The following is a 26,394-nucleotide window of genomic DNA, read 5'->3' on the forward strand; positions in this document are numbered from 1 at the left end:
TTAAACGAAACGTCGTTTATCGTACAGTTGCGCAAGACCCCCAGTAAGGAGCGGGCCAAATTTTACTATTCCAACTAAAACTTCATTTTTTTCCAACTAAGCGTCACTTTTCTCAAACTTGAGCCTAAAACTCGCTCAACATTCTTGATATTGACCCTATTTTACATGAAAAAGCGTCAAATTTTAAAAAAACTGCTAATTCCCCATAGAACATTACGGAAGTTCTATCTTTTTATGGTAACAATTAATCCCTAAAATGAGCGGAAAGAGCAAATTTACTATAATCAACTGTCAGAGCCGTGAATTAAAAAACTCGCCCCTACTGGAGGGACAAGTTTGTGCTCGTGAACTATCGGTTTCACACATTTACGTCTCTGTAAAATTGTTCTCTGTTGGCTAGAATTTTATTCATTCTAATCATTTAAAAAGGCTGAACCACAATGGGCTCAGCCTTTTTCTTATTATTCCTCAACGGGTTTTTGTTTATAAACTTGTTCCTTCTCTTCCTCAGTAACCTGTCTGTTCGGCTTTTTGATAAAGAATGTCAACGCTAACCCTACAACTGCAATAAATGTAGAGACGAAGAATGTATAAGTGATTCCTTCCATCATCGAGTTCTTCATGATGTTCATAGGGTCACTTCCGCTTGTCGCCAAGTTTTCCGCCGTCGAAGTCGTGCGAGTATTCATGACGGTGATTAGCAATGCAGAACCGATGGCACCTGATACTTGTTGAAACGTGTTGTTCATCGCTGTACCGTGTGGGTAAGCTTTCATTGGCAACGTATTCAAACCGTTCGTCATTACCGGCATCATTACCATTGAAATCCCGAACATGCGGATTGTATATAGGAACATTATTTCAAGGTACGTTGTATCCAAACTTAATTTACTAAAGTAATACGTTGAAATAACAACAATCGACATCCCTGTAATTGCAAGCACTTTGGCACCGTATTTATCGAACAATTTACCGGTAACTGGTGACATGAAGCCCATCACCAAAGCACCTGGAAGCATGAGCAAGCCAGAATCGAAAGGTGAAATCCCTTTGATCGTCTGAACATAAATCGGCATAAGAATCATGGCCGAGAACATGGAAATGGCTAGAACGATCGAAATCGCTGACGATAATGCAAACATTGGATATTTGTAAATCCTGAATTCGAGCAATGGTTCACTCAATTTAAGTTGGCGGAGAATAAATGTAACAAGTGATACTACACCGACGGTAATGGTTCCTAAAACTATCGGGTCGTCCCAACCACTTTGACCAGCAGAACTAAATCCGTAGAGGATTCCGCCAAAGCCAAGACTTGAAAAGACTAAAGACATTTTATCCAAACTTAATTCTCGGTTTTGGAACGTTAAATTCTTTAATTTGAAAATTCCTAAAGCTAACGGGATTAAAGCAACAGGCAGGACAATGAAAAACAATACTCGCCATGAATAGTGTTCAACAATGTAACCGGAAAGTGTAGGGCCGATTGCCGGTGCAACGATCATTACTAGACCGAAAACACCCATCGCCGCTCCTCGACGTTCAACAGGAAACGCAGCAAGCATCACGTTCATCAGTAATGGCATCATCAGTGCGGCACCAGCAGCTTGAATCATTCGAGCTGCAAGAAGTACACCAAAAGTAGGGGCTAAGCCCGCAAATAATGTCCCTAGCGCAAATATGGACATGGCCAGGATGAAAATGGATCTATTGGAATAACGTTGTATAAAATAGGCACTCGCGGGAATTAAAATCCCATTCACTAACATATAGCCTGTGACGAGCCATTGTACTGTAGATGCATCCTTAATATTTAAATCCGTCATAATGGAAGGCAAAGCGATATTCAATAACGTCTGGGTGAAGATCGCCACAAATGCCCCCATAAATAATATGGCKATATTGCCATATGGTGGTTTTTTCTGTTCTGTCATCCTTTTTTTCCTCCGTATAGTTTAGTCGTCTATTACTCGCTTCATGAAATTTCGTGGGTTTACTTACATAACCCTTTTCTCATTAAATTCACTTCAGCTGTATAGTTTTGCATAGATTGTTCAATGGACAAGTCTTTTGCGAATACTTGAATCAGATTTTGGAATGTCACTGCCTTCATGATTTTGAAAATATGAATCAGTTCCATTTCATCTGAGATATTCAATTTATCTGTATCAACCAAGCCCATAACCTCTTTTAAACGAGTATTCATTTGCTCTTCATTTACTTCAGGTGTTAATGTATTTTCTGCTTTATAATTCATGTTCAAGAATGCATTTCTGAAAAATTGACGAAATTCCAAGCTTTGCAAGCTGATTAACATCATCTGGAAGGATTCAATAAATGATTCTATTAGATCGCCGTTTTGATCTTTCAATACTGAAATGAATCTGCTATTCAGTCTCTGAGAGTATTCATCCAACAAGAAATAATAGAGATCCTCTTTATCTTCAAAATATTGATAAAAGCTACCTCTTGGGATACTAGCATCTTTTACGATATTAGAAATGGAAGCTCCAGATAACGGGGCTCTAGAAAATTCCTTCATAGCTGCTTTTATTAATGTTTCCTTTTTATCATTGGGTAAATTGATGAAAGTTTGTTTAGGCAACCTTATAACCTCCTATCTAAATTTAAAGTGACACTGTGTCACAACCGAACTCGATTCATTATATATGACACTGTGTCACAATGCAACCAAAACATGACACCTTGTCATATCACGAATTTTCGGACAATAAAAAAAGCCTATCAGTCTGTCTTATTGATTTTTTATATAAAAGAGAGAATCGGAATCTTTCCGACGAGTAACCGCAGGAGTAGATTTTCTTTTTACAGATTCTCTTTCTATGAACACATTGTTTTAACAAAATAAAAAGAGGAAAGTCATTTTTGACTTTCCTCTTTTTATATATGCCATATTACAAGTTATTGAAGAACACTCTAATCACATCTGCCCCGCCGATAAAGGTTCCCAGTGAACCCCCTAAGTTGGTCAGGACAACCACCAGCAACACGCGAGTGACCTTGTTATCCCAAAATCCTTTTATGGAAAACACATCCTCCGAAAGTGTTTCGAAGTCTCCAATATTCGGTCGGCGAATATACGCCTGTACAATTCCAGAAACCCACCCAGCTGCAATCAATGGATGCAAGGCAGTAAATGGAGCAGCAACAAAGGCTGACAATATGGCAAGCGGGTGCCCAAAAGCAACGGCAGCTCCTACAGCAGCAAGAGAGCCAGTCCACAGAAACCAGCTTATTGCTTGATCAAAACCTGCAGAAGGATTGGCGATAAAAGTATAGGCAATGATTGCTATAATCAGCAGAGGAATCGCCCAACCAATAATTTTAGGTACGATTGATTTAGGTGGCGTTTGTGACAAAGCCTTTAAATCATGCTCTTTATGAATTTCTTTTGTAATGCCCTGTACATGTGCCGCACCCAAAACCGCAACAATTTTATTTCCTGGAGCATCCTTAATTTTTTGGGCTAAATATTGATCCCTCTCATCAATTAAAGGCGTCTTTAACTTTGGAAAAGCTTCCGTGAATTCAGCGAGAGCAGCGTTTAGCGTATCTTGTGATTTCATTTTTTCAAGTTCATCTTCCGAGATGGTCTCTTTACTGAAAATACTAAAGAAAATTGCATTGAGAAGTTGTGCCTTCCCTGACAGACCGAGATTGCCCCAAATTCTGCTAAAGGTGATTTGTATATTGCGATCAGCCAAGACCAGATTTGCACCTATCTCTTTTGCTGATTCAATGCCCTGAATCATTTCCTGTCCAGGCTTGATATCAAACTGTTTTGCTAAACGATTTTGAAAAGAAGAAATCGCCAAATTCATCAATAAAAACGTGGCTTTCTTGTCTTTAATCACTTTGAAAATATCCGTCTCTTTATACTTGTTGCTATCCATAACTGACTGGTATCTTTGTTCATCTAACTCGATACATACTGAATCGGGTCTTTCTCTTTCGATAACCTCTTTTACTTGTTCAGCACTCTGTCTCGATACGTGGGCAGTTCCGATTAAGATTAGTTCTTTGCCATCTAGGCTGATTCGCGTAATATTTTCTTCCGGCATAAGCTACTTCCTTCATAGAATGTATTTCTCTACGCAATTCCTGTATCTATTAATTACGAAAAGACTGTCTACTGTTAATAATGAATTAGATTATAAGAAATTTCAAATTTGTTTTGTTTATTATAGTAGAAAGATATTTTACATATGTCTGGTGTGCTTTAAAAGCATCATAATCCCCCAGCAAACATCGAATTTGTTGGGGAGGTTGCTTTAGAAAATAGTTTTGCAACTGGCAGTGCATTTCTTAATACTTTATGATGGCATGCTATCGATATCTCGAGTCAAGATGTCTTTGTTATTTTCCAAATAACTCCTGTTCCAGGAACTGCTGACTCTTCCGTAAATAAGCCAAAGTCAGAGACATACAGTGCGCCATCAGGACTGAAAACGGCATCAATGGGCCGTTCTAATCCGCCGCCATTTGTATCGGATGCAGCCAGACCTGTTCGATTTATTGCAAATATATGAATCTGCCCTGTTTGCATGTCGATACGGGAAACGCGATGGCCCACATATGGAAGTGGTATCCCTCCTGTTGTCTCAGGGTCTTCGGCTCCAAACTCCGCGATAAAAACATCCCCTACTGGTCCAAATTCAGGATTCTCATTAAAACTGAACCCCATTGTTGCGGAGTGAGAAGGGAATGAAGCCACAGGCATTGGTGGTTGCATAGGATGTTCTGCTAATAAGAAAGCAGGTTGAGGTTTTCCTTCCGGTCTAAATTGTGGCATTGTGACCGGCAATCCTCCGGTAAAATCCGGAAATCCATACCAGAATCCAGGACGAATCCACTGAAATTCATCCGGGGAGTTGGCCACTGGACGACTTCCACGAACATCCATCCCATGATTGGACGCAAACAATCGGTTGAATCGATCGAACCGCAATCTGAAAGGATTCCTTAGACCCCATGCCACCAACTCAAGCTCAGAGCCATCTGGATTGGCACGTAATATACTTCCGCTAGCACGAATGATTCCATCCACTGTTTCCCCGGGATAGGTTTCAATCCCAAAAGGAACAAATGCGCCAGTTGTCACAATACGGTCTGGAAATGCCTCTAAAAATCCTGATGTTTGAAAGTTAGAACCATTTAAAGTCACTCTTGAACCGGGGTAATCATGAAAGAATGGATGTTCTTTTACCCAGGAGTTGTCCTTTCCTACAACCCCACTATTGGTCGCAGTTCCTTGCCCAAAATACATTTTTCCATCGGTGCCAAATACCACTCGATTATTATGATGATCACCGATACTGGGGAGCCCTTCAATAATATCCACCTTCGTCCCATCAGGCTGGATAATCGTTACGTAACCTCGATGCGCAACATAAATGTTGCCTTGGTATTCAGTAATCCCAGTTAGAGGAGGATTAAACCCATCACCTATAACAATAAAACCTTGTTGCGTTAGTTTTAACACCTTTCCGCTCCCATCCGTGATACCGGAATCGGCAACCAGCAATTCCCCTTTGCTTGTAAAGGTTATATTTATGGGTGTGGTTAAACCATCCGCAAACACTTCAATGTTATAACCAGGTGGCAACAGGATGTCACTCGGATTTAGTTTTCGTTGAGGCATTTACAACTTTCCCCTCTCTTCATTTTCTCTATCAATTTATTCAACCATTGGGCATTCTGGCACTCATTTCATTCTTTTTTATAGTATATAAAAAGACTTTGTGAAATAAGGAAATTAACAGAGGATGTAATTCGGTGAAATTTAGAACTATAAGGAGAGAGACTGTGAATTTTAATAAACCTATCCCGTCACATCCAAAGGACATTCACCAGGTTTTCGAGAGTTGGTCACTTACAAAAAAATTAATGTTTTCAGCATTGATGGCAGCACTTGCAGCCATTTTGCAATCTGCAGGGGGGCTGTTTCCAGGTATCGGCTATGCTTTCAGCCCTCTTGCTACAGCACCGATTTTGTTAGGTGCACTGATCTCATTCCGTTCAAGCATGTTGATTTACTTTTCAACAATTTGTTTATTATTAATAATTCAACCAAGCGAATTAGTGATTTTCCCCTTTACTACGGGGTTACTCGGAATTGGCCTAGGATGGACGTTCCTCGCTTTAAATCGGCGTCTGGAAATAATATTATTGAATGGTTTACTATTGTTTATTGGCATTTGCATTCCATTGTACGGGTTCGGCTTCCCTGTTTTCGGTCCCACCGTTTCTTCTTCATTTAATATGACGACTTTAATGATTATTTTTGGATTTTCACTTTTCTACAGCTGGTTATGGTTAGCTATTGGTTTATTTTTGCTTCGAAAAATTAGGATGATTATAGCTTTGGAATAAAAGGCGTTCTTTTACTAGCTAGCTTTAACAAAACATATAAAAGAGAGAAAAGGCCTTTCATAAGTTCAATGAACTCACGAAAGGCTTCTTAATTTACAATCGGTTATATCAGTGAAATTTCCATATACATAAAATAAAGCATCCCCTACATAGCTAAAAGCTGTGCTGGGGATGCTTTATTAAATTCGTTAAAATAGTGAACGGGTTCCTCCATATCAGGAAAGGGATATTTTCTGTGCCGCATAATAAGAATCTAACAAACACGACCAATAATGAGCCGATACTTCTGATGGCGAGTGAACTAATGCTAAAAACCTTAATTATTCGAGTTGAAATCATTTATATGTTTAAAAATAATTTGGATTGTGTCTTTTATAAATTGTTCGTTGAATTCTTTATTAAACATTTTTACACAAAAACTTTCTAAATTTATATTATTTCCTTTGAACAATTCTTCTAAATTAAAACAAAAATTATCCATATCTTGTTTATAAGTTTCGTATAATCTTATAGCAATTGCATACGCAATCGGTTGTATAATACCTGAATAAGTTTCAAGTACAAATGATGGATATACCAAAATATTTAGATTTGAATAATATTCATTAACATATTGGAACTCTTTGTTTATATCGTTATCTCCTTTATGAAGATCAATAAATTCATCTAATCCAAATTCACCTCTTTGTTCTATATGATTTAATACTTGTTTCTCCGAATCAAATGTTGCGTATGATGATAATATAGCTAGATTTAATCTATACAAATATTGAAATTTAAACCCTTGGATCTCTTCCTTAGATAAAATTTCAGACTTTTGAATATTATTTGCTAATAGTATTTCTGTAAGATGTGCTAAAATTTCATTCACAATAATGCAACTTTTTTCATAAAAATCTTTATCGTAAAATTTACTGAAGTATGAATGACCCACTTCGTGAACAAGAAAAAGAGTAGAATACATTGTTTCTAAGTGGTCAAAGACTATAATACTTTCTTTTTGTTCGGGGAAATAATGAGTTGTATAAATCCCATCAACTTCTTTATCTATTATTAAGTTTTTCTTCTTTAGGCTTTTAATATGGTTTAGAAAATCAATACCAAATAAACTATCACTGTAATTGGATAAAGATTCACATAATAAATCTAAATTTTCTTCAATAGAATAGTTTATATGCTGATTTTCTGGAATTTCAAATAAGTAATTCAAACCATCTTCTGACCCTGGTTGAATTAGTTCGTAAAGGTATGAAGTTAGCTCTAAATAAATGTTGGAAAATGTTTTATCGAAAACTTTTATCTCATTCATACTTAAACCATATAGAACTGGAAACTCTTCATAAAGGTAATTGGAATCTATATGGTTCTTTTTAATTTTATACAATATATCTAAGATTTCTCTTGATTTTAATTTAATTTCTTCAAATGTCTTTTTTTGAGTTGTCTTTCTAATTTCATAATCATTAATATAATTTATATTCGATAAAACTTTATGTATTCTCTCTCTATCAATAAATAAATTATTTAGTATTGATAAATACTCATTTTCAAGGTCATTAACAATAGATGTATCATCCTCTTCACCTATTTCATCCATTATAGATGCGAATTTTGATTCTAATAAGTTAACTTTTATAAACCGGTCAGGGAATAACTTCATTATTTCAATGCCTTTATAGATTGATACTAAGCCATTCTCTAAAGAATCGTTACTTCCGTGAGTTCTGATGTGTTGTTTTATTATAGTTAATTTTTTTAAAAGCTCCTCTTCATTAAGGAACTCAAAGTTAGGAAACGTTTCGCTTTGTTCTTTTACTAAACTCATAGTCTTTAAATCAAAAGATAAAAATTTTTCATGAACATTATTATCATTAATAATGTTTATTAAATGTCTAAGACAAAGTAGAGAATTAATATAGCTATGAGATAATATTCCATTATTATTACTTATACCTTCAAAGTTATTATCATAAGATTCTTCAATTATTTTAAAGTCTCTATCATTTTTAATTAATACAGAAATAACCTTATCATCTAAATAACCATTTATTATATAGGGGATATTTCCATATTTACAATATTCAAAAATTTCTTTGTGTGTGTATTTAGTTGTATCATCAAAACAAGAGAATACAAAGGATATATTATTTGATTTTATGATATCTTCTATTCTATTTGTAGTTCCTTCATTAATATAAAATTTATGTTTAAATATATTTGTATTATTCATATCTGTATTTAGATATTTACTTAGAGAATCCACTTTATAAGAATCGATATCCTCTTCACGGAACACTATTTGGGCATTTATATTATGTGACGCTACAGTATCAGGATCAACTAAGGTTATACTATGGACACTAAATTTTGATAGAGTCATAGCTAAAGTAGAGCCCACAGTACCGGCACCTAATATAAGTATATTAGCTTGTTTAATTTTTTCATAAGTATTTAAACCGTTAGGATAAGTTTGGAAATAGTTAATATATCTTTCCTCATTTTCATTATATCTATTATCATTAATTAAAATGTTCTCTTCTTTTAAATATGTGAAAATGGTCTTATATTCTTCTTCGGTGATAGAGTGATCAATTTTCCATTTTTTTATTTTTTCATCTGTGCATTCATTGTTGTAAATCTCTAAAAGCTCCCACAACGCTTCTAATTGATTTGTTTCAATCTCTTTATTTTGCCCATCATAAAAATCTATTTTTAATTCTTTAATATTTTTTTTTAGACCTAATGACCTGTTAGTTTTCATATCACTACTCCTAAATAAAGCACTGAATTGTAAATTCAGTGCTTTAAAATTATATTATATTAATACTTAAAATCTAGCATTTTGACGGACAGATGTGCGGTATTATGTTTTGTTTTGTTTTCTTAACTTTAATTGTTAATTTCATCATGGTCACCTCTTTTATAAATAATTTCCAATAATGGATATATTTAATATATCATTTAAAAGTAGAGAATAAATAAACAACAGATTGATAAATTAATTCAAAATTCTGCGTTTTTTTACGGTTTTTTAGAGAAAGTTTATCAATTAGTTTTAGGGGCTTTTTCTAGTCGCTGAATTGTCTCTAATAAACGGTGTATCTTTTAATTTCATTCAATATTTTGTTCTTTATAAAAAAATAAAGGCTGAAACTCAATATAGAGTTTCAACCTTTATTAAATATCATTTTAATTCAATTACTGGCCTAGGAATTTCTTCTTCTGCAGCAGTTGAGACTCCAGCAGAATTACCTTTATTGATTCCAATAAATATTAAACTTATAATTGCAAAAATCATTAATTTCTTTTTCATCTCACAAATCCTCCCAATTTAATAATTTATTTTTTAATAGTAATGCCTCACTTGCAAGTTGATAATAAACTCCTGAATTCTTCAATTTTTTATTCAAATAATAATAATTTGCAAGTAGAACTGCATATTTATAAACATGACGATAGTCTTTTTTCAATTCAAAGTATTTTATAGCTTTAATTAATATATTTGTAAATTCAGCACCACCAACCTGCTCTGCTTCAAAGATTTTGAAATGATAATAATAACTAAGATTCTTTTCCTTTGCCTTAGAATACATTTCTAGTCCTTTTTCACACCACTTTAAAATGTTTTCAGAACTTTTTATTTTTGAGTATTCTTGAATAATGGATAAAATCGTTACGTAATAACCTTCAATAGTCTTCTTGCAATCCATACTGGACAAAAAGTATTCGATGGCTTTATTTGAGTCACCTTTTATTGCCGATAATGTCCCTAAATTTTGTGTAATAATTCCCTCAAAATCAAATAATCCACGATCTTTTAGTAATCGATAAGCTGCTTGAAAGTTTTCTTCAGATTCTTTGTATTTATAGTTTCTTTTATAACTAATTCCAATAGAAATATAACAATCAATTGCCCTGTTAAATAATAAAAGATCACGGTAGATATTTAGTGCCTTTCGAGCAAACTCAATTGCACTGTAATTATAATTATTTACTAGATAACAAATTGCCATGACATTGTACAGATCTGCTAATTCCCAATCTTCTAATACTATTGTATTTTGATCTTCTAACGCCTGCTCAATGTATTCTACTGATTGAAGATATTCATCCGTGTAGAATGATTTTAGTGCTTTATTGATATTGAAAACGCACTTTTGATAGTTTGTTAAATTCTCTTCATGAAGTTCTATAAACTCAAACAAAGATTCTACACGAGACATTTCTTTACCACTTATTAAATACAATCTAGACAAAAAGAGTACGGAATTGATAGAGTATACCTGGTTTTTAAAAATAGTTCTCTTCTCTTCAATTTTGACGATTTCATTTGAAATAGACTTATGATCTCTATAGATTATTGCTTTTTTATAGAGCTCTTTAATTGAATTAAAAGTTGAAATTTCTTCTTCATCACTAACTTCAGTGATAGTTATAGAAAGTCTATTTAATAAGCTAACTAGGATTTCATCGCTTGGGACAAGTTGATTATTTTCAACTTTACTTAAATAAGATATCGAACATATGCCTTTTGCTAAATTCAGTTGCTTAATCCCTTGATCAACTCTTGCTTGTTTAATAATCAATCCTATATTCTTCATCTATGCTCCTTTGCGAAATTCTAATTGTAAGCTGTAAGTGAAATGCACGAAAATTGAGAACTAATAAACAATTAGAATTATACCAATAAATAGAACTTAGGTAAATGTTTGTATTAATTCAAGTGAATTTTTACTATAAAAAGGATTAAAGTATATAAATTTGCAATAAAAAAAACGAACCATCCGCAGAGTCTGTGCTGTTACTATTTTTTCAAACCAATTATCTAGGTCCCAACCAGCCTCAATCATGTTCCTACAAGTAGGGGGTGGACAGTTTAGTTGACGGAATCATTGTCCTTGTCCCACGCGCTCGTACGTCCTATTACCCTGGCTACTGATATATTAAATCCTATAAAAATAAGGTCAACCAGTAAAAACTGGTTAACCTTATAATACGCAGCACTCGTTAGTTGTAGATATAACATCATTCTTTTTCTTAGATATGATTTAAATGGTTTCTTAATTTTTTCCCATCACTATTTTCTACAATTACTTATGTCAGATTGACCCAAAAGCAAGCTCTTGGGTCAATCTTTCAACTTATCATTCTAGTTCTGAAACGGTTACAAACTCATATCCTTCACTTGTTAAATAAGCAAGCACACTGTCTAATCCTTGAGCAGTCGATAAATGAATATCGTGCATTAATACGGTGCTGCCGTCATGGACGCTACTTTTCACAGACGTTAAAAGTTGAGCAGCATCACGGTGTTTCCAATCGAGTGTATCTACATCCCACAAAACAACGGGTAATTGCAACACGTTTAACATGTCATCCTTGAAAGCACCGTAAGGAGGACGAAAAACAGTGGGTGCTTGTCCAGTGGCTTGTTCGATGATGTTATTTGTCCTTGAAACTTCTTTTGAAATCGCATCCGTCGCCATCTTCGTTAAGTTTGCATGGGTCCAAGTGTGGTTGCCGAGCTCATGGCCAGCAGTCAACACATCGTTCGCGATTTCCGGGTAAGATTCTACTCGACTGCCTAGCATAAAGAATGTTGCTTTTGCATCATACTTTGCTAGAGTGGCAAGGATTTGCGGCGTTACTTTTGGATCTGGACCATCATCAAACGTTAGGGCGACTTGCTTCGCACCCGTTTCTACAGGTGGAACCGCATCACTGTCATCCGGTTCTTCTGTCGGTGCTTCTATCGGTTCTTCTGTCGGTTCTTCTATCGGTTCTTCTCCTGCTTCATCTGAAACTTCTTCAACAGGAGGTTCTGGTAGTACTTCTTCATCCAGTTTATAAGGCGCTACTAATTGTTCAGATAGCTCAGCAAGTGGAACGGCAATAACCGGTGCACCTGTGGCACCACTAGCGATTTCGTACTCATCGAAATATATGACGAGCGAATCGTCTATGAGGGCAAAGTTCTCGAAGTTGCTCCACTTCGGTTTGGTAGCCAACATCATATCTTCTTCTAAGACTCTATTTGTTAAGCTTGGATCTTTCTGAATGCCATCTCGTACAAGTGATGAAAGTTTTACAAGCTTAGATTCGTCGTGTCCAAATAAATCAGCAATCTCAATAATTTCACCTGACTCCGGGTCAAAATGAATGGTGTTAAAATTGGTAAAACCATTTGCACCGCCTAAATATGTTCCGGAAATCATAACAAATGAATACGATCCGGATGCATGTGGAAATGTTTCGAAAGTAATGTTCAACTCTCCAGGAGTCTTACTACCGATTCGCTTATTTTCTTCCATTGCAATTAAATAAGTATCCCGTTGTTCATCTATGTATTTTTTGACACGATCATTAAATGAGACTACTTTACTTTGTGGATACTGAATGGCATAAGGAGAAAAGTCATCTTTTTTAACTTCAGTTGTAATAAGTATTCCAGGAAAAGCTGATTCTATAGTCGACACATCTTTTTTTACTTCTGGGGCATGTCCGTTGTTTGTATTTTGTTTTGCATCGCTTTCTTCTGAGTATCCGAGAAAAATGAGGGTCATACTCAGAAATACAATCATACTGATACAGGCAACATCAATCCAGGGTCCACGTTTCTTACTTTGGGATCTGGTCATTATCTCTGATTCTCCTTTTGTTAGTTATACGGCTTGAACGTAATGGTACAGACGTGAGTTCATAAATAGAGGAAAGTCCTGTGCAACTCGAAATCCTAGCCGTCTGAGGTTTTTGTGAACACCTCAACGGCAGTTCGATTGCAGGTTGGGGCAGGACTTGCCAGCTATTTAGCAACACAAAATTCGCAACACATCTAGGAAATCTGATTGCGATTTGAAAAATGATGACTTTTAGGTGACTATTTAATGTAGTGGTTGCTGACTAAGACATCCGAAAGAATATCAGATGGAATAATAAATTCAATAATGCCCATAGCCCCAGGAGCAACTTCATATTTATCAAACGAAATGACTAATTGATTGTCTTTATTAATATAAAAGTTTTGTTTGCTACTAATCTTATCAAACAATCCAATCGTCGTTTCATCCCCTTCATCTCGAAACCAATATAACTTGTTTTCGTCATGTTTCATTTGTTCTTTCATTTGCTCTTTTATGTTCTCACTAATCAAATTAATATATGTTTCATCTTTAAACAGTAATGGAAGAGTTAATAAGATTTCATTTTTCTTATCAATGGTGTCATATGTCATGGTTGTAGATGAAGATCCAACGGTATTCACTACGTACCTTCCAATCGATAAAATGTTATCCGTGTCTGTCTTTACTTCATAGCCACTATCTATGCCTAAGTGACCTCCATTTTCTTTTTTCATCTCGTCCATTTCTTTCGTAAACGTATCATAGAGTTGTTTGTTTTCGTTCAAATATTTTTGATTTAAACTATTTTCAAGATCCTTGTTTTTTAAGTTAGAAACAGCAGGAACCTTTAAATGTGCCTGATAAGTTTTTTCATCTACAGTGTATTCAGTAAATGTCAGGACATCCACTAACTTTCCAACAATCGGAACATCAGACAATGTTTTCGCAAATGTTGGACTACTATTTATGGAGAGAATAAAAATAGCAGATGCAGCTAAACCAATTACTGATTTAAATGGAAATTTTCTTACGCTAGAACGACTAATGGCGTTCGCTACGATGAAATCCAAATTATCTGGAATCGGGATGTTCAGGTAATCAGATTTTAATTCTTCTAATTTTTTATCCAATATCATTTTCCTCCTAAAAATAAGATCATGCCATTTGAATTCGGAGTAATTTTAGAGCTTTGGTTAATCGTGTTTTAATTGTATTTGGGTTTTCGTTTAATATTTCTGCGACTTCTTCTATTTTTAAATCTTCAAAATAGCGAAGAATAATCACACTTCGGTATTTTAGAGAAAGAGATTCTAAAGCTCTTTCTAGATCAATATTTGAATACTGATTTTCTACTCCATCAGCGTATGACTCAAGTGCTTCTTCATCAACAAAAATTAACTTTTTCTGTTTTTTTAATAAATCTAGTGATGTATTTACTACTATTCGATAAAACCAACTTTTTATATATTGTTCATTCTTTATGTGTCGTTTTGATGAAATGGCTTTTTGTATAGAATCTTGTAGTATATCTACTGCATCATTTTCATTTTTCACATAACTATACGCTAATCTATAAAAAGCTTCTTTGTTATCGGTTATACATTCTACAAGTTTCTTTTCTATGTGCAAATTCCCCTTCATCTAAAAAGCTCCTTTCTTAGAAGGTGTTCTATAAATAAGTCGTATTAGTTTAAAATAGTTTTAATTATATAAAATAGACTTCAACAAAACAGTTCTACTTATGTTTTCTTGCTAAGAAGGTTAGCAAGGGTGTTCTTAATCTACGAAAATAGAATTCCTTAAAAGGGAAAATCCCTTTTATCATAGATTTGAGTAACACAAATAACTAACATACAATATGTATTTTATAAAATCATATTATTATTGCTGTTGAGTTAATTGGGCAGATTACTGAGTATTTACAATGTAATACCCAATAATGCACTCATTAAAATTGTAGCCGATGCGATTGTTCCGATTATTATTTTTTGTGTTTAATAAAATCTCCTTTGTGTTGTTCAATATTTTAAAACCTTTACATATGTTAGACGAACAAGGTATGTAAATAGTTTTGATTATTTTTTATTTATATTTTTCCAATTCCCTATTATCTTCTGAAATTCATACAAACTAAAATTTCGTACACAATTGTATAAAGCAATTGTTAATTAAAATAGAAAAAGGCATGACGAGTGAAATCTCGGCACACCTTTTTAAAAAGCTCAACTATATGAAATACTTCAAAATTCCCAAAGAAACTTATGATACATTTTAATATACATATAAAAGATTTACTCTATTATGAGTAGAATTAATTCTACTATAACGCGAGAAGTGTTATGGAATTCAAGTAACCGACCGTTTGAGAATATGCTTATCTTTCAACAAATTGGTTCCAATCACTCCAATAATAATAAGGGCTGAACCCACTATATGAAATAGATATATTTTTTCATTTAATATTACTCCTCCAGCAATAATAGAGACTACTGTAGACATATTTGAGAAGACACTCATTTGGGACGCTGATATTTTTGAGAGAATAAAATTAGATAATAACGACGTTACGAAAGATGCAAGAATCCCAAGAAATAAAATAGAAACAACAAAGTTTAAGTTAGTCAAAGGGATAAACATAGATTGTAAGCTCTTATTTAATATATGTTGATAAATTGCAATAGTGTTAAAAAAGAAGAAACCTATCCCTAACATAAAAAATGTTACATCTAACGGTTTAAAAGTTTTCAATAAAGAACGAGCCATTACTGTATAACCTGATAGCGATATACATGAAATCAACAGCAATGAAATACCTACCCAATTTGAGATGGAAACAGTGCCGCCTTTCATCGAAAAGATATAAAAAACACCAAAGACCGAGGTTAAAATAGAAAGCTTCTGATAAGCTGATGTTTGTTCTTTTAGAAAAAATGAAGCCAAAATTGTTGTTAAAATTGGTATGGTTGCAAAAAGTATCCCGGCTTCTGATGAAGGTACTGATTCAAGACCAAACGCTTGAAAAGTAAAGAAAAAAGTCGGATAAAACATGGTTAATGGTATTAATTTATAATATGACTTTATCCTTAAATCTACCTTTACAATTTTAAATATTACTACTAACAATACCGTAATGAAAGCAAAAGTAAAACGGAAGGCTAAGGTATCTATTGGGTTAGAAATATTAATAGCCGTTTTTGTGAATAAGAAAGATAAACCCACTATTACTGCATTTATACCCGCACATATGTAAGCCAAATATAGTCCTCTATTCATATAACCACGTTCTTTCTTCATTAGTCTTAAATAAATTGTACCATTCCAAATATTGTCTGCACCCTCCATTAGTTTGAATATCATCTACGACTTTTGAATGGAAATCTACCCTTTGATCGAATATCAAACGAATAGTAGAGTTTTAAGAAAGTTAGCTGTAATAACTTTATTAAAGAATTCGAAATTTATTGAATTTATAATTCTATTATTGTAGAATACACTCAAAGATTAAGGAGGCACTCGGATGAATTTTCATTATTCCTCGCAACCAATAGAAACTATCTCGATAGAAGTAGAATCTTCACAAGTATGGGAGGTGATTCTTGGAATTACTGGTTTTACCCACACGCAACTAAGACATACTTTTGAGTTCGACGAAATGTGGGAGTCCAATCTGGATTCCATGTCTGAAATTCTCCTCAAGTATTTAGATGAAATAGAAAGAACTAATTTATGGTATGGATTAATTTTGCTTCAAGAAAGGTTTTCTGCAAAATCTGTAACCGATTTTTCTCTTCAGCTTTCTAAAATGAATCCGAATGAATTTTATGAAACGGTTTTGCCTTATAAGGATCGAGAGATGGAACCAATGCGTAGAGAGATTTCTGCAAAATACAAACAAGGCGATTCATTTGAGTCTTATGCGTCCTATTTTAATGACCATGCCTATCTCGGTGAATACGTCCGTCATCTTGGTTCTTATTCATATCAAGAAATTTGCACTTTATTCATCAACCTTATGACTGATTGGTACAACTGGATAAGCCAGAATGAAAAATGGGAAAAGTGGATTCGAACCTTAGATTTTGAGGAGAAGCAATATAATTCACTGGATAAGAACAATCCTATCGAAACAATCGAATTAATTACGGGTGGAGTAAGGTATTTTCCGGAACCTTCTGTTTGGACAGTTAAATTGATTCCGCAGGTAATTTATCGCCCATGGACCCTTGAAGTCCGTACGCCTGACACAAAATTATATTTCTATCCTTTAAAAGAAGAGTATTTGACGGAGCCCGGAGTTCCTTCGGCAGAACTCATTCGGGGACACAAAGCATTAGGAGATGAAGTTCGGTTGAAAATTCTTTATCAGTTGGTAAAAGAATCTTCATCACTACAAGATTTAAGTTTACAGTTCAGCATCTCTAAAACCACTCTCCACCATCAGCTCTCATTATTAAAAGCAGCAAAATTTATTCAGGTTGATAAAGGAATCTATAAGGCAAATATGACTCGAATTAACGCTTTTTCTGAACGTCTAACTCAATACCTTGGGGACCCGATATGAAAAAGTACTCTAAATCATTTAAATCACTTTGGTTAGGTGAAGTCGTATCAGAATTTGGAGGAGCAGCTGGGGGGATAATTAATGGTTTGCTGCTTTATGAATTAACTGGTTCAAAGGAATGGATGGCGGCAATTTGGCTAGTTTACTTTATTCCTTCATTAATACTTCAAGGACTTAGTGCTCCATTTCTGAACCACGTTGTCAAAGAGAAAATGCTTCGAAACATCCAGTTGATTCGTGCCAGTGCTTACTTTTTACCACTAGCTGGTTACTTAATGGATTCTGAATTTGGAATTATGTTTGGATTAGTTTTACTACAGTGCATTTTGGGATTGATGCAACCCATCTATGCCAGTCTTTCATTTGCTCTCATACCTGATATTTGCAAAGATGATGAGCTTGTTGAAGCAAATGGATTATTGGACACCACACTGCGACTCATGATTATTATTGCTCCAGGTGTAACTTCATTATTATTGTTGGTCATTCCTATGGAATACATCTATGGAATCTCTTCGATACTGTTTTTGGCTAGTTTCTTGGCGCTTTCGCAAATACCACAGTCAAGCCAGAAAACGGTCGCAACTTGGACAAAAAAGTTTTGGTGGACGGAACTGAAAGAAGGTTATCGAACTTTTTTTAAATACCCAAATCTTTTACGACTAACGCTTCTTTCTTCAACAGTCCAATTTGCTGTAGGGGCAACAATGGTTTTAAGTGTTCCTTTTATTCGAGGTGAACTTGAAGGACAGGATTGGGAATATGCTATTTTCAAAGGAGCTTTTCCTATTGGGTATATTATTGGGATGTTAATTCTTACTAAGATACCGAAAACGGTTTTTACGATGTACCTTGGTTTGTTTGGAGGAGGTCTATCATTTATTCTCTTGTTTTTTGTCCATTCAGTACCCCTTGCATGGATATGTGAACTAATCGGTGGAATGTTATTTCCTCTTTTTAATGCTCAAAATGCCGCTATTTTTCAGCGAGAGGCCCCTCGAGAACGCTTAACGCAACTTAGTGCAGTTCGCCTGTTTTTATTTAGGATAACAATGCCTCTAGGAATCGTGTTTGCCTCATCTGCATTATGGGATATCAGCACTCGTCTGACATACCTGATCATTGGAATGGTGATCGTTCTCCCTGCTTTGTTTTATCTTTTTATATCTCTATTAAAACAACATCATTTTCCACAGCGAAGATTGGAATCATAACCAAGTAGCATATGACGAGCGATAACCGCGATCATACTTGTCGTGGATCAACGCCCTTTAGTAAAAAAGCAATGCCTACTATCAACACCGCAACTATTATTTAATTTACGTTCAATGAATGATTTAGATTATTTTCCACTCGTTTATTTGAAACATAACTATGCAAAATCATTCCAAAGATGACGATAAAAATACCGACCCAGGAAATTGGAGAAGGAAGTGGTATAGATAGGAATATTAGTTCACCAGCTAATGCAAATATCACTTCCATTGATTGTGTTGCTTCAACTGCAGCTAACTTTTGCATATTTCCTCTTACCAAATCAGTAGCCATAAAAAATAAGACAGTGGCAATGACGCCTGAAAAAAGAGCTACCAATAACGATTGAAAGCTTTGTCCTCCACTTGGTAATCCTTCCGTAAAAAAGCCATACAAAGAAAGCAAAAGCCAAAATGGTAGACTTGCTAACGTCATTCCTAATACTCGTTGATATGCATCTAATCGCCCTTCACATACATCCATCATTTTGCGATTCCCTAAAGGATAGGCAAATGATGCGATTAGAATGGGGACAACTCCCAATAAGAGATTTTCTAATGAAAGTTGCTTGGCATGTTCCATTTGCATTAGAACAATACCTAACAGAATAATCATTGACATGAAAAGACCCCTAAAGGCAACTTTCCTTCTAATCTGTAAAGGTCCATTCTTGGTTTGTATTGTTTCAAAAAATAACGGTGCAAGTAATGCACCTGAAATAATCGTAATTTGCCATGTACCAGCAATCAGCCAACCAGGTGAATACGCAGCCGCAAAACATAAAGGTGCATAGAATAAAACAAAGCCAACGAAGCTCCATAATATCCATTTTCCTGGTTGTTTTTGCATTTCTTTTATTAGTGCTAGTAGATTTTTTCTCATTAGTACAATAGACAAAAGAAATGGAATCATAAAAATGTACCGAAGTGAGGCACTCCATATCCAACTCCCCCCAGACAACTCCATAGATGCATTAAAAATAAATGTAAATGCAAAAAAGAAGGCAGCACAAATACCAATAAAAATGGACTTCAATGGAACTCACCTCGTCTCTCTATCATGTTTGGTTAGTAGTTCTTCAAGCATCCGATCTGTTGATCTCCACAACCCACTAACTAAAAGTAGTTGCAGATTTCGAATTATGATTATCTTGATATTTTTCTACCACTTTACTAAACAGAAAACCTAATATTTGTTGAAAAAGCATACAAAACACAACAGGCATGGCAACTTTGCAGGGAAATAAGTGGTTGCAATAATAATACCAATCGGAAGATTATAAAAACAAGAGTCGGTACACTACGAGTATCCATAATATGTGACCCAAAACTAAAGCGATTGCATATTCGAAACCAGCTCGTAGGAAAACAACAATAACAAGAAATAATTCCCCTGTGATTTCTTTTTAAGTATGGTGCGACTGCACTGCTGTTTATCATTACATCAAAAAACAAACTGAGTTTAGAAATTGGGGCTTTGATAAAAGAGTGCTACAAACATTGATTTTATTATAGAGGATTTTGTGAGAAGGCTTGAACAAAAGGGAATAATTTAACTGGATAAAATAACGCCATTTATGTTCCCAATAGAAGAATAAAATAAGTAATTCCGTAAAAAGGAATTGCAATTGAAGTAATTATATACATTGTCATTTCGCCTTTAGAAAGTTTTCTTTTCCACTTAGTTAGCTTAAGTTGCCTACGATAAATAATGCTGGAAATGAATATTAATATAAAAGTTAATTCCTTTATGTATTCTAAAATGGTGATCAAATAATCAGCTCCTTTAGGGTTTTGCAATAATTTTCCCCTTTATATTAAATGATGAAATAACATAAAAAAGAATCTCATATTTAGAAAGCAAAATATGAGATTCCTTGACCAAAAAAGCTATTTTGAAAGATATTCGATTTAATTGCTATTTGATAACCTACAAAAAGGATTCTGATATTTTTTGGCATCGATAAGCCGGTTATCTTAATCCAGGTAAAATTTGCCTTATGCCCTGGCTCACTATCAAACTCAATTTTCACACTCTTACCAGAAACTAAATGAAGATCTTTGTTCGGTGTTAAGGTTTCGATAGTTTGTGTTTGAATTTTGCTGTTACTGTTACTGTCTTAGAAACTTGATTGTTCGCAATATCGGTTGCGACAACTGTAATTTCGTTCACACCATTATCAAGCAAAATCCGCTTCGAATATTTGCCGTCAACAATTGCTGCCTCAAAACCATTCACTTGGACTGATTTGAGGTTGACATCTGAAACCGTCCCTTCGACTGTCACCGTTTCACGATTCGTCTTATAACCGTTTATCGGATTGTCGAGTGTCAGTTTAGGATTGATCGTGTCAAGCATGATTGTAACTGGCGCAGATTTACCTGTTACTTTACCACCCATCTTCGACACAGCGATCATCTCATTTGCACCTTCAACAAATTCCATTGGGATAGCGAATTTTCCATCATCACCAACTACAGTAGAACCTGCCTCTTTTCCGTTATTCATCAATTGGATTGTCGTCGATGTAGTCGCTGCTCCTTTGATTACCCCGTTTTTCTCATTAGTACTAAAGCCTTGTACTGGTGATGTAATAACCGGTTCAATCACTTCATAGATGACACGAGCACGGATCATGAAGTTTCCTTCGCTTGTAAGTGAAGGCGTCCATGAACCTGCATCAAATTGATAGTTCCTATTAGAGTTCCGGGTATTTGTATCTGACGCAAGTCCAGGTGCATTCGTTCTACCCTGCGTCTGGACATAGACCATGTAGAAATCGCTATCAACTTCAATATTGTATTCTGTCAAATCAACGACTGTCCATGTACCGTCACGTTTTGCTTGCGCGCTAAATGGACCAGCCAGTTTCTTACCGGGTGCACCATCTGCACCTGTTGCATCCCACACCTCTACTGCAAAAGCAGTTCCACCAGGTCTAGGCCAACTCTCATCCGAGAAGCGGAAGACGCCATCGGATACGATTGCAGATTCTTTTCCAGCAGGAAGAGTCATTTTCACTCCCCAAGCATTTCCAGCTGCAAAAAACGCATATGCATTTTCTTCTGTTCCATCATCATAGCCAATTTCCCCACCTGGGTACGTATAATACGGCTCAAGCTCAAGATCCAGTGCCGTATCGTTGCCGATTGAAATGGTAGTTCTCTGACCACCGTAACCTCTTGCAAACACTACAAGCGTATAGTCCCCCTCATAAGCAGTGATGGAATAGTTACCATTTACATCTGTCACTACAGGTGTGATATTTGCATCTTCAAGGAGAAGTAATTTCGCTCCTTCGATTCCTTCACCTGTTGATTTGTCTGTAATTGTACCGCTAACCGTTGCTTTTGGTAGTTCTTCTAATATGAAATTCGCTTGTGTCGATTTATCCGCCTCGATTTGAACGGTTTGTTCTTTAGATTGGAATCCGTAAGCTTCTGCTTTCGTAGTAAATGTACCTATGCCATGAATTAACGAATACTTCCCGTCAGCAAGGTTTGAATAGACTGAACGTCCTGTTTCAAGTACACTCACTTGTGCTCCAATTGGTAAGACCATCGGGTTGAGATTCCCTTCGCCTAGTGTTGTTTCTTTTTCAGGCAATGCGGGCTTTATTGTTGTTGGGTCAATCGCTTCTTCGAATAAATCTTTCCCTTTCTCTATAATCACGTCGGAATTATTATTGTTTGGCTTTTTGACACCATCAAGACCACTTTTTTCGGTATTCACCGTATTTCCTTTGTCACCTGAAACCTTTCCAATTTGCGATGTATCAACTAGAGAGACATCATCGATATACCAGCCATCCTCTTCAACATTTCCATCTGAAAATCCATTGAACCCGATATAGACGCGCTGACCGCTATACGCTGACAAATCGACTTCCGTCTCAGACCAAGCACTTGATCGACCTTGAATCTTGAGTAGTTGTGTCCATTCCTTCATATCAGTGGATATGAAAACATGTCCGTAATCATAAGCTGCCCCTGCTGATGATTGCTCGAATTCATGCCATTGTTTGAATTGCAAGTAGGCATTTCCTTCAGGCAAATCCATTGGAGGCATAAGGAGTGTTGCGTTCATATTACTCCCATACGGACCTTCAAGATTTGTGGCGTACACTTTTTCACCAGATGCAGCTTTACCAGGGCCGGATGTCGGTACACCCCACTCCCAAGTATCCATTAACCCAAATGAAGTCCAACCGATTGGTGTCTTCTCAAAATCTTCGAAATAGCCAACTGTAATAGCTGGTTTCACTTCGATTGTGTGATTTTCACTTACTACTTCGTTATTCCCGAAGTCATTGATTGTCCATTTGTAAACGATCGAATCACCAGCGATTTCCTCACTTGGAATCGTTGCTACATATTCTCCGGACTTATAATCTCCAGACTTCTGAGAGGCATTCACTGCTTTCCATTCTCCGTTTGCACCTTGGTAGTTCAGTACGACGGATACTAAGCTAATGTTGTCACTCACTTTGATTTTCAAATCGAGATCCATTCCTACATATGTAGCTATCGGCGCAGTATGAGTGAATGTTGGGGCTTCATTATCCTCCCCTTTTTTCGCCACTTGGCCTTCAAGCTTTCCAAGACCATTAATGATTGCAGAAACAGACATATAAGCGTCGACAAGTCCATATCCATACCCATCGTTCGGAGTCTGTGGATATTCAATATCCGTCAACGGGACTGCCGTATCTAAAAGAATCTGTTCCATTTCATCGACTGTTACGTTCGCGTTCACTTGGCGGAGCATTGCCGCTATCGCCGAAACTGCTGGACTAGCCATCGATGTTCCATTCCAACCGCCTTCATAACCACTCCCCGGGACTGCTGAACGGATGTTCGCTCCAGGTGCAGAGACATCTGGTTTAATTTCCGAATACGGTGATGGACCGCGTAAGGAAAAACCTCCCACTTTATTGTCAATGTCGGTCGCACCAGTTGCAAATGATTCCGGATAGTTACCCGGAGATGCTACTGATCCTGGTCCCCCTGGGTTATATATCGTTGTATTTCCAGCTGCGAATCCAGGAAATATTTGTGCAGCGCGCCAGTTTTTAACGACGTCGCGATACCACTCATCAAGACCAGCACCCCCACCCCATGAGTTATTCACAACATCTGGTGCCAGGTCGACACGTGAATTGCCATTTGCATCTGTTGGGGCCAAAATCCATTGCGCTGCTGCCAATAGATCACTATCTGATCCCCCATCCGCTGAAAATGCTTTGACAGCAATCCATTTCGCACCAGGTGCTACACCAATTTGGTTAGAACCATTTGGCTCGCCACCTACCATCGTACCGGTAACATGTGTACCATGCCCCTGGTCATCATAAGGTGCTGCTTGTCCTGCAGTCGCATCAAACCAGTTGAAATCATGATTCACTTCACCTGTCGCTGCATTGTAGCCGCGGTATTTCTCTTTCAATGCAGGGTGATCCCATTGGACACCTGTATCGATGCTCGCGACGACTGTTCCCGAACCGTCAATACCCATGTCCCAAGCTTTAGGGGCATTGACCCTGTCAACATTCCATTCTACATTGGCGATATTGGAATCAGGTGTTACTGCGTTTTTGGTTTTCGTTGTATATAGTTCCCGTGTTTCATTCGGTAGAACTTTTTCAACTTCAGCGAATGTCGCTATTTTTTGCGCCACTTCTTTTGTAGCTGTAACAGCCATTCCGTTGACAATGTAATACGACGTAATATCTTTAGCGTTCCCTGCCTTAACTTGCATGTCCAAATACTGTTTTACATTTTGTTGCGATTCAAGAGATGTCATTTTCAATTCAGATACAACAGCGGAACGTTGCATGAGCTGTGATTTTTTTGCCGAAAGATTTGCATTACCGGCATCTTGTTTTGCTTGCTCTGCTACTTTTTCCGTGTCTGCACTCTCTTTAAATTTTATGAGAAAAGTAACTCTGTCCTCTTGTTCGAATGTTTCTAGTAAACTACTGCTCAATTTGTTCCCCGAAAGTACGTTAGAGTCATTTAATGATTGGTGCAGTTTTTTATTTGTTTCCGCAGTTGCTATTCCCGGTACAATTAAGGAAAGTACCATGAGTAATGTCGCAACAATGCTGAACATTTTTTTTAGATTACCCTTCTTTTTCATCTTCAACTTCATCCCCCTCCAATTTTTATAGCGACAGCGTCCTACTTCTTCAAGAAGTACATAAAAAAGCACCCCTTCCCCCTTTCTACAAATTAGTATAGGTACTCAATGGTGTCTGTTGCGAAATTCTTGTTGTTATTATTTAACATAGCATACATAATAGTGTTTTTTGTCGAAACAAGACTGAATATTTCAAATCGATAGTTTATATCTAGTAAACTCTTTACGTAATATGACCAAGCTACTATTGAGTTTGCACAATACTTTAAGGAATATCGGCATGATATTACAAAAGATGGTTATCCTGCACAACAAGATCGTTATATTGGGTATCTCAGGACGAAATAGACCAGGCAATTGATGAATTTAGTTTGTAAAAGGGATTGCCACAACGTGAGACCTACATAGTGAGGTTATCATTCTTCTAAGTAACGATGTGGATGGTTATTGCTACTTAGAGTGCGAAGTCTAAAGGGAGATTTTTTATTATCCAACTTACGCTGCATAAAGAATTGCTAAGCCAGTTTTCTAAGCCTCATTACTTTGTTTACTTCTACTCCACACATCTTAATCACTCATACATAAATGAACACAAAAAAACCGATACCTTTTAATAGGTATCGGTTTTGTACTTGCCTAGCGACGTCCTACTCTTGCAGGGGGGCGCTTCCACCCCGACCTATCTAACCTTCTTTTAGTTAGTAAAGCCATCAAGTCGCTTTGAACCAAATGATTCAACTGGATTTTCTTGAAAAACCCTTCACAAATAGAAGAAGCCCTGCTGCGCCCGGCAGAATCGTCACCATTTAGGGGTTTGTAATAGGCGATTGTCTCATAACCCAAGTTAAACAGGCGGATGAAACAAGTTTGTTCGCTTAAAATCAACAGTTGTAAATTTATCAATCAAACTGGAGATTTATCGTGCAGATTGGATACTTTATCGCTCAAACTAGAGATTTATCGTTCAAATCAAAGCATTTATCGCTCAAACTCGTCTCACGAGCAAGTTTACTTGCTGAACCAACACCGTCTTTTAATGGACTTTCTATATGTGATCCTTCTCCAACAGAAAAGAGACGTGCAGCGTCAGCGGAATGGCTCCCATTTAGGGGTTAGGGTTAAAAAACATGGCTGGCCATAAAACTCTTAATGGTCTTGTTTCCGCTGCGCTCCTGTTCAAACATTAAAAAAAATCACAAAAAAACCGATACCTCGGAAGGTACCGGTTTCTTATTTTGCCTAGCGACGTCCTACTCTCACAGGGGGAAACCCCCAACTACCATCGGCGCTAAAGAGCTTAACTTCCGTGTTCGGTATGGGAACGGGTGTGACCTCTTTGCCATTATCACTAGACTTTTTTGAGTGTTTGTTCACTCAAAACTGGATAAACGGGTCATTGAAAACCATTCAAATTCATTTTGGTTAAGT

Annotated in this window: 16 protein-coding genes and 1 rRNA gene; 3 read left to right on the forward strand and 14 right to left on the reverse strand. The window is 36.2% G+C overall.

Translation table 11 applies throughout. The features are described from left to right. Nucleotides 1-461: 461 nt before the first annotated feature. The 4 genes from AC1DSK_RS13750 to AC1DSK_RS13765 all read right to left on the reverse strand — a co-directional run bounded on the left by AC1DSK_RS13750 (nt 462) and on the right by AC1DSK_RS13765 (nt 5,662). Nucleotides 462-1,934, reverse strand: a complete 1,473-nt coding sequence (locus AC1DSK_RS13750; RefSeq protein ID WP_477548368.1) for an MDR family MFS transporter — start codon at nt 1,932-1,934, stop codon at nt 462-464. A 59-nt stretch (nt 1,935-1,993) separates the two neighbouring features. Further along, complete coding sequence (locus tag AC1DSK_RS13755) at nt 1,994-2,605, reverse strand: TetR/AcrR family transcriptional regulator (protein WP_477548369.1); 612 nt, start codon at nt 2,603-2,605, stop codon at nt 1,994-1,996. A 310-nt stretch (nt 2,606-2,915) separates the two neighbouring features. After that, complete coding sequence (locus AC1DSK_RS13760) at nt 2,916-4,082, reverse strand: TraB/GumN family protein (RefSeq protein ID WP_477548370.1); 1,167 nt, start codon at nt 4,080-4,082, stop codon at nt 2,916-2,918. A gap of 281 nt (nt 4,083-4,363) precedes the next feature. Continuing rightward, nucleotides 4,364-5,662 carry a PQQ-dependent sugar dehydrogenase gene (locus AC1DSK_RS13765; RefSeq protein ID WP_477548371.1) on the reverse strand — a complete coding sequence of 433 codons (1,299 nt, stop codon included), beginning with the start codon at nt 5,660-5,662 and terminating at the stop codon, nt 4,364-4,366. Between the two features lie 164 nt (nt 5,663-5,826). On the opposite strand from AC1DSK_RS13765, the gene AC1DSK_RS13770 reads away from it, so the two are divergent. Next, the gene (locus AC1DSK_RS13770) at nt 5,827-6,393 is read left to right on the forward strand and encodes a hypothetical protein (protein ID WP_477548372.1); all 567 of its coding nucleotides are present in this window, start codon (nt 5,827-5,829) and stop codon (nt 6,391-6,393) included. Between the two features lie 316 nt (nt 6,394-6,709). On the opposite strand, the gene AC1DSK_RS13775 is transcribed toward AC1DSK_RS13770, so the two are convergent. The 7 genes from AC1DSK_RS13775 to AC1DSK_RS13805 form a co-directional block, all read right to left on the reverse strand. After that, a complete protein-coding gene (locus AC1DSK_RS13775; protein ID WP_477598294.1) occupies nt 6,710-9,154 on the reverse strand; it encodes a ThiF family adenylyltransferase in 2,445 nt (814 codons plus the stop codon). A 423-nt stretch (nt 9,155-9,577) separates the two neighbouring features. Beyond that, the gene (locus AC1DSK_RS13780) at nt 9,578-9,706 is read right to left on the reverse strand and encodes a hypothetical protein (protein ID WP_477548640.1); all 129 of its coding nucleotides are present in this window, start codon (nt 9,704-9,706) and stop codon (nt 9,578-9,580) included. A gap of 1 nt (nt 9,707) precedes the next feature. Beyond that, nucleotides 9,708-10,994 carry a helix-turn-helix domain-containing protein gene (locus AC1DSK_RS13785; protein WP_477548641.1) on the reverse strand — a complete coding sequence of 429 codons (1,287 nt, stop codon included), beginning with the start codon at nt 10,992-10,994 and terminating at the stop codon, nt 9,708-9,710. A gap of 543 nt (nt 10,995-11,537) precedes the next feature. After that, nucleotides 11,538-13,031, reverse strand: a complete 1,494-nt coding sequence (locus AC1DSK_RS13790) for a polysaccharide deacetylase family protein (protein WP_477548642.1) — start codon at nt 13,029-13,031, stop codon at nt 11,538-11,540. A 239-nt stretch (nt 13,032-13,270) separates the two neighbouring features. Next, nucleotides 13,271-14,143 (reverse strand): anti-sigma-V factor RsiV, encoded by an 873-nt coding sequence (gene rsiV, locus AC1DSK_RS13795; RefSeq protein WP_477548643.1) that lies wholly within the window; start codon nt 14,141-14,143, stop codon nt 13,271-13,273. Nucleotides 14,144-14,168: 25 nt separating this feature from the next. Beyond that, the gene (locus AC1DSK_RS13800) at nt 14,169-14,654 is read right to left on the reverse strand and encodes an RNA polymerase sigma factor (RefSeq protein ID WP_477548644.1); all 486 of its coding nucleotides are present in this window, start codon (nt 14,652-14,654) and stop codon (nt 14,169-14,171) included. A 705-nt stretch (nt 14,655-15,359) separates the two neighbouring features. Beyond that, the gene (locus AC1DSK_RS13805; RefSeq protein WP_477598296.1) at nt 15,360-16,355 is read right to left on the reverse strand and encodes a DMT family transporter; all 996 of its coding nucleotides are present in this window, start codon (nt 16,353-16,355) and stop codon (nt 15,360-15,362) included. Between the two features lie 175 nt (nt 16,356-16,530). On the opposite strand from AC1DSK_RS13805, the gene AC1DSK_RS13810 reads away from it, so the two are divergent. Continuing rightward, entirely contained in the window at nt 16,531-17,574 is a 1,044-nt protein-coding gene (locus tag AC1DSK_RS13810; RefSeq protein ID WP_477548646.1) for an ArsR/SmtB family transcription factor, read from the forward strand. Then, nucleotides 17,571-18,788, forward strand: coding sequence for an MFS transporter (locus AC1DSK_RS13815; RefSeq protein ID WP_477548647.1), 1,218 nt, complete (start codon nt 17,571-17,573; stop codon nt 18,786-18,788). The genes AC1DSK_RS13810 and AC1DSK_RS13815 overlap by 4 nt, the downstream gene beginning before the upstream one ends. 100 nt (nt 18,789-18,888) lie before the next feature. Here AC1DSK_RS13815 and AC1DSK_RS13820 read toward each other — a convergent pair whose 3' ends face one another. The 3 genes from AC1DSK_RS13820 to rrf all read right to left on the reverse strand — a co-directional run bounded on the left by AC1DSK_RS13820 (nt 18,889) and on the right by rrf (nt 26,319). Next, nucleotides 18,889-19,863 (reverse strand): DMT family transporter, encoded by a 975-nt coding sequence (locus AC1DSK_RS13820; protein ID WP_477548648.1) that lies wholly within the window; start codon nt 19,861-19,863, stop codon nt 18,889-18,891. Between the two features lie 1,035 nt (nt 19,864-20,898). Continuing rightward, nucleotides 20,899-24,966 (reverse strand): S8 family serine peptidase, encoded by a 4,068-nt coding sequence (locus tag AC1DSK_RS13825; RefSeq protein WP_477548649.1) that lies wholly within the window; start codon nt 24,964-24,966, stop codon nt 20,899-20,901. A 1,237-nt stretch (nt 24,967-26,203) separates the two neighbouring features. Then, nucleotides 26,204-26,319: ribosomal RNA gene (rrf, locus tag AC1DSK_RS13830) — 5S ribosomal RNA — on the reverse strand. Nucleotides 26,320-26,394 lie beyond the last annotated feature (75 nt).

It is taken from the genome of Paenisporosarcina sp. P4_B8, assembly GCF_056402175.1.

Excerpts from the sequence above, each read along its gene's own strand:
- AC1DSK_RS13760 (WP_477548370.1), bottom strand. The coding sequence starts at position 4,082 with ATGCCGGAAGAAAATATTACGCGAATCAGCCTAGATGGCAAAGAACTA.
- AC1DSK_RS13765 (WP_477548371.1), bottom strand. The coding sequence starts at position 5,662 with ATGCCTCAACGAAAACTAAATCCGAGTGACATCCTGTTGCCACCTGGT.
- AC1DSK_RS13775 (WP_477598294.1), bottom strand. The coding sequence starts at position 9,154 with ATGAAAACTAACAGGTCATTAGGTCTAAAAAAAAATATTAAAGAATTA.
- AC1DSK_RS13780 (WP_477548640.1), bottom strand. The coding sequence starts at position 9,706 with ATGAAAAAGAAATTAATGATTTTTGCAATTATAAGTTTAATATTTATT.
- AC1DSK_RS13785 (WP_477548641.1), bottom strand. The coding sequence starts at position 10,994 with ATGAAGAATATAGGATTGATTATTAAACAAGCAAGAGTTGATCAAGGG.
- AC1DSK_RS13790 (WP_477548642.1), bottom strand. The coding sequence starts at position 13,031 with ATGACCAGATCCCAAAGTAAGAAACGTGGACCCTGGATTGATGTTGCC.
- AC1DSK_RS13800 (WP_477548644.1), bottom strand. The coding sequence starts at position 14,654 with ATGAAGGGGAATTTGCACATAGAAAAGAAACTTGTAGAATGTATAACC.
- AC1DSK_RS13805 (WP_477598296.1), bottom strand. The coding sequence starts at position 16,355 with ATGGAGGGTGCAGACAATATTTGGAATGGTACAATTTATTTAAGACTA.
- AC1DSK_RS13810 (WP_477548646.1), top strand. The coding sequence starts at position 16,531 with ATGAATTTTCATTATTCCTCGCAACCAATAGAAACTATCTCGATAGAA.
- AC1DSK_RS13815 (WP_477548647.1), top strand. The coding sequence starts at position 17,571 with ATGAAAAAGTACTCTAAATCATTTAAATCACTTTGGTTAGGTGAAGTC.
- AC1DSK_RS13825 (WP_477548649.1), bottom strand. The coding sequence starts at position 24,966 with ATGAAAAAGAAGGGTAATCTAAAAAAAATGTTCAGCATTGTTGCGACA.